The 4,452-nt window shown below is 63.9% G+C and carries 3 protein-coding genes; all 3 read right to left on the bottom strand.

What is annotated here, in order from left to right:
* Nucleotides 1-2: 2 nt before the first annotated feature.
* Entirely contained in the window at nt 3-2,858 is a 2,856-nt protein-coding gene (gene gcvP / locus AC2TDJ_RS21190) for an aminomethyl-transferring glycine dehydrogenase (protein ID WP_480844659.1), read from the bottom strand.
* A 112-nt stretch (nt 2,859-2,970) separates the two neighbouring features.
* Nucleotides 2,971-3,336: a glycine cleavage system protein GcvH gene (gene gcvH / locus AC2TDJ_RS21185; protein WP_480844658.1), complete on the bottom strand. Its 366-nt coding sequence runs from the start codon at nt 3,334-3,336 to the stop codon at nt 2,971-2,973.
* 18 nt (nt 3,337-3,354) lie between these two features.
* Nucleotides 3,355-4,449, bottom strand: coding sequence for a glycine cleavage system aminomethyltransferase GcvT (gene gcvT, locus AC2TDJ_RS21180; protein ID WP_480844660.1), 1,095 nt, complete (start codon nt 4,447-4,449; stop codon nt 3,355-3,357).
* Nucleotides 4,450-4,452: the final 3 nt, after the last annotated feature.

Below are 4,452 nucleotides of genomic sequence, written 5' to 3'. Positions count from 1 at the left end.
TTTTATTCTGCGGCGTCTTCGTATTCCGACATTGGGGGGCAGGTGCATACGAGGTTTCGGTCGCCGTAGGCGTTGTCGACGCGGTTGACGGGGGACCAGTATTTGTCGACGCCCATCGAGCCCGGCGGGAAGCAGGCCTGTTCGCGGGTGTAGGGGCGGTCCCAGCTGCCCACCAGATCGCGCACCGTGTGGGGGGCGTTTTTCAGCGGGTTGTTCTCGGCGTCGATCCTGCCGTCGATGATGTCCTGCGCTTCCGAGCGGATCGACAGCATGGCGTCGCAGAAGCGGTCCAGCTCGTCCTTGGGTTCGGATTCGGTCGGCTCCACCATCAGGGTGCCGGCCACCGGCCAGGACATGGTGGGCGCGTGGAAGCCTGAATCGACCAGACGCTTGGCCACATCGTCGACGCTCACATTGCCCTCGTCGGCCAGCGGGCGGGTGTCGAGGATGCATTCATGCGCCACCCGGCCGGTCTCAGAGGTGTAGAGGATCGGATAGGCATCCTTCAGGCGCGCGGCGATGTAGTTGGCGTTCAGGATTGCCACCTTGGTCGCCTGGGTCAGGCCCGCGCCGCCCATCAGCAGCACATAGGCCCAGCTGACCGGCAGGATGGACGGAGACCCGAAGGGGGCGGCCGAGACCGGGCCGATGGCCTGGTTCAGCTCGGGGTGGCCGGGCAGATAGGGTTCCAGATGCGCCTTGACGCCGATCGGACCCATGCCGGGGCCGCCGCCGCCATGCGGGATGCAGAAGGTCTTGTGCAGGTTCAGGTGGCTGACATCGCCGCCGATCTTGCCCGGCTGGGCCAGACCGACCATGGCGTTCATGTTCGCGCCGTCGATATAGACCTGGCCGCCATGATCATGGGTGATCTGGCAGACCTCCTGCACGGTTTCCTCGAACACGCCGTGGGTCGAGGGGTAGGTGATCATGCAGGCGGCCAGATGATCGCTGTGCTTCTCGGCCTTCTCGCGGAAATCGGCCACATCGATATTGCCGTTCTCATCCGATTTCACCGGCACGACCTGATAGCCCACCATCTGCGCCGAGGCGGGGTTGGTGCCATGCGCCGAGGTCGGGATCAGGCAGACGTTGCGCTGCCCCTCGCCGCGCGCGGCGTGATAGTTGCGGATGGTCAGCAGGCCGGCATATTCGCCCTGCGCGCCCGAGTTGGGCTGTTGGGAGATCGCGTCATAGCCGGTGATCCGGCACAGTTTGTCGTTCAGATCGGCAATCATCTCAAGATAACCCTGCGCCTGATCTTCCGGGCAGAACGGGTGCAGGTTGCCGAACTCGGGCCAGGTGACCGGGATCATCTCGATCGTGGCGTTCAGCTTCATGGTGCACGAGCCCAGCGGGATCATCGCCCGGTCCAGCGCCAGGTCGCGGTCGGCCAGACGGCGCATATAGCGGGTGATCTCGGCCTCGGCCCGGTTCTTGTGGAAGATCTCGTGGGTCAGATAGGCGCTTTCGCGCAGCGCGTAATCGGGCAGGCGATAGACCTTGTTCGAGCTGTCATCCTTGCGGTCGATGCCGAAGGCACCCCAGACCGCCTCGATGGTCTCGGGCCGGGTCTGTTCGTCCAGGCTGATGCCCACTTTGGTGTCGCCCACCTTGCGCAGGTTGACGCCACGGGCCACGGCGGCCTCCATCACGGTTTTCTGCAGGTGGCCGACCTCGACGGTGATGGTGTCGAAGAACACTTCCGGCTCGACCGCAAAGCCCGCCTCTTCCAGACCGGCGGCCATGCGCGAGGTCTTGCGGTGCACCGATTGCGCGATGGCCTTGATGCCATCGGGGCCGTGATACACGGCATACATCGAGGCAATCACCGCCAGCAGCGCCTGCGCGGTGCAGACGTTCGAGTTCGCCTTCTCGCGGCGGATATGCTGCTCACGCGTCTGCAGCGCCAGCCGGTAGGCCTTGTTGCCACGGCTGTCGATCGACACACCGATGATCCGGCCCGGCATCGCCCGCTTCAGCTTGTCGGTGGTCGCCATGTAAGCGGCGTGCGGGCCACCATAACCCATCGGCACGCCAAAGCGCTGGGTCGACCCGATGGCAATATCCGCGCCCATCTCACCCGGTGACTTCAGCAGTGCCAGCGACAGGATGTCGGCGGCGACGATGGCGATTGCCTTGTGTTCGTGCAGCGCGGCGATTTCCGATGTGAAGTCGCGCACATGACCATGGGTGCCCGGATACTGGAAGATGGCGCCAAAGACCGCGCCCGCGTCCAGCTGGTCCGGATCGGCAACCTGCACGTCGATGCCCAGAGGCTCGGCGCGGGTTTTGATGACCGCGATGGTCTGCGGGTGGCAGTTCTTGTCGACGAAGAAGGCCGCGTTGTTGGCCTTGGAGCGGCCGCCGCGCTTGGCCATCGCCATGGCTTCGGCGGCTGCGGTGGCTTCGTCCAGCAGCGAGGCGTTGGCCACGTCCAGACCGGTCAGGTCGCTGACCATGGTCTGGAAGTTCAGCAGCGCCTCGAGCCGGCCCTGGCTGATCTCGGGCTGATAAGGCGTGTAGGCGGTGTACCAGGCCGGGTTTTCCAGGATGTTGCGCAGGATCGGCGCCGGTGTGGTGGTGCCGTAATAGCCCTGACCGATCAGCGAGGTCAGAACCTTGTTCTTGCTCGCCACCTCTTTCATGTGAAAGAGCGCATCGCGTTCCGTCATCGCCGGACCCCAGTCCAGCGGTTCGGTCTGGCGGATCGCGGGCGGGACGGTGGCGTCGATCAGCTGGTCCAGCGTCCTGAAGCCGATCACCTTGAGCATGTCGCGCATCTCGGTGGGCGACGGGCCGATGTGGCGGCGATTGGCGAAGTCATAGGCTTCGTAGTCGGTCAGTTTGAAGGCCATGTGTGCGCTCCTCAAGGAATGTCTCGCCCGGCCGCTCTGGCAGGAGCCTCCGGCGGGAGTATTTGGAAAAAGATGAAGCGGGGAGCCCCAAGGACGAGGCTCCGAGATGGGTTTAGCCGATGAAGGCCTTGTAGCCGGCCTCATCCATCAGATCTTCCAGCTGCGATGCGTCCGCAATCTTGACCTTGTAGATCCAGGCCTCACCTTCCGGGTCTTCGTTCAGCGCGCCGGGGTTGTCGGCCAGCGCCTCGTTCACTTCCGTAATCTCGCCATCAACCGGCGCGTACAGTTCCGAGGCCGCCTTGACGGATTCGATCACCCCGATCTCACCGCCCTTTTCGAACTCGTCGCCCGCTTCCTGCTGCTCGACGAAGACCACCTCGCCCAGCTGCTCGGCCGCATGCGCGGTGATGCCCAGCGTGGCCGTGTCCCCTTCGACAGCCAGCCATTCATGCTCTTCGGAATAATAGGTTGCCATGTTGTCTCTCTCCTGACTTCAACGCTTGTAATTCTGTTTGACGAAGGGCAGCGCCACGATCTGCGCCGGTTGCGCCTTGCCCCGGATGATCAGGTTGACCTGCTCGCCCGGCTCGCCATGACCCTTGCTCACATAGCCCATCGCCACCGGCCCGCCGACCGTCGGGCCAAAGCTGCCCGAGGTGATCTGACCGATGGTATTGCCCTCGGCACATTGCACTTCGACGCCCTGACGCGCGGGGGCGCGGCCTGTCGGTTTGATGCCCACCAGCTTGCGCGCGGGGCCTTCGGCCAGTTCGCGTTGCACCCGCGCCGCGCCCGGAAAGCCACCCTCTTCCTTGCGCCGCTTCTGGATCGCCCAGCCAAGGGATGCCTCAATCGGCGAGGTGCTCTGGTCGATGTCATTGCCATATAGGCACAGCCCCGCCTCCAGCCGCAGGCTGTCGCGCGCGCCCAGACCCGCCGGTTCGCAATCCTCATGCGCCAGGAAGGCGCGGGTGATCTCGATCGCCTTGTCCTCGGGGATCGAGATCTCGTACCCGTCCTCGCCGGTATAGCCCAGCCGCGAGATACGGCATTCGACACCGTTGATGTCCGCCAGGGTGGTTTCCATGAAGGTCAGATCGCGGGCGGCCGGGCAGAGCGCGCCCACCACATCCTCGGCTTTGGGACCCTGGACCGCGACCAGCGCGCGGTCGAAGATCTCGGTCACTTCGACCCCGTCCAGATTGGCCTGCATATGCGGAATGTCCTGATGCCGCAGCGCCGCGTTCACCACCACGAAATAGTGATCGCCCGCATTCGACACGATCAGGTCATCCATGATCCCGCCGTCCGCGTTGGTAAAGAACCCATACCGCGCCTTGCCTTCCTTCAGGGTCGCATAAGCCTGCGGGCAAAGCGCTTCCAGCTTCTCCCCCACATTCTCGCCCCGCAGGATCACCTGACCCATATGGCTCACATCAAACAGAGCCGCCTTCTCGCGGCACTGCTTGTGCTCGCCCATGATCCCCAAAGGATACTGAACAGGCATCTCCCAACCCGCAAAATCAACCATCTTGCCACCCAACTCAACATGCAAAGCGTAAAGAGGCGTGCGCTTAATATCGGTCATCGG

Source organism: Ruegeria sp. HKCCD6647-2, from assembly GCF_057221075.1.
Note: the sequence above shows the minus strand (reverse complement) of the source record. Positions and strands in the feature narration are given on the sequence as shown.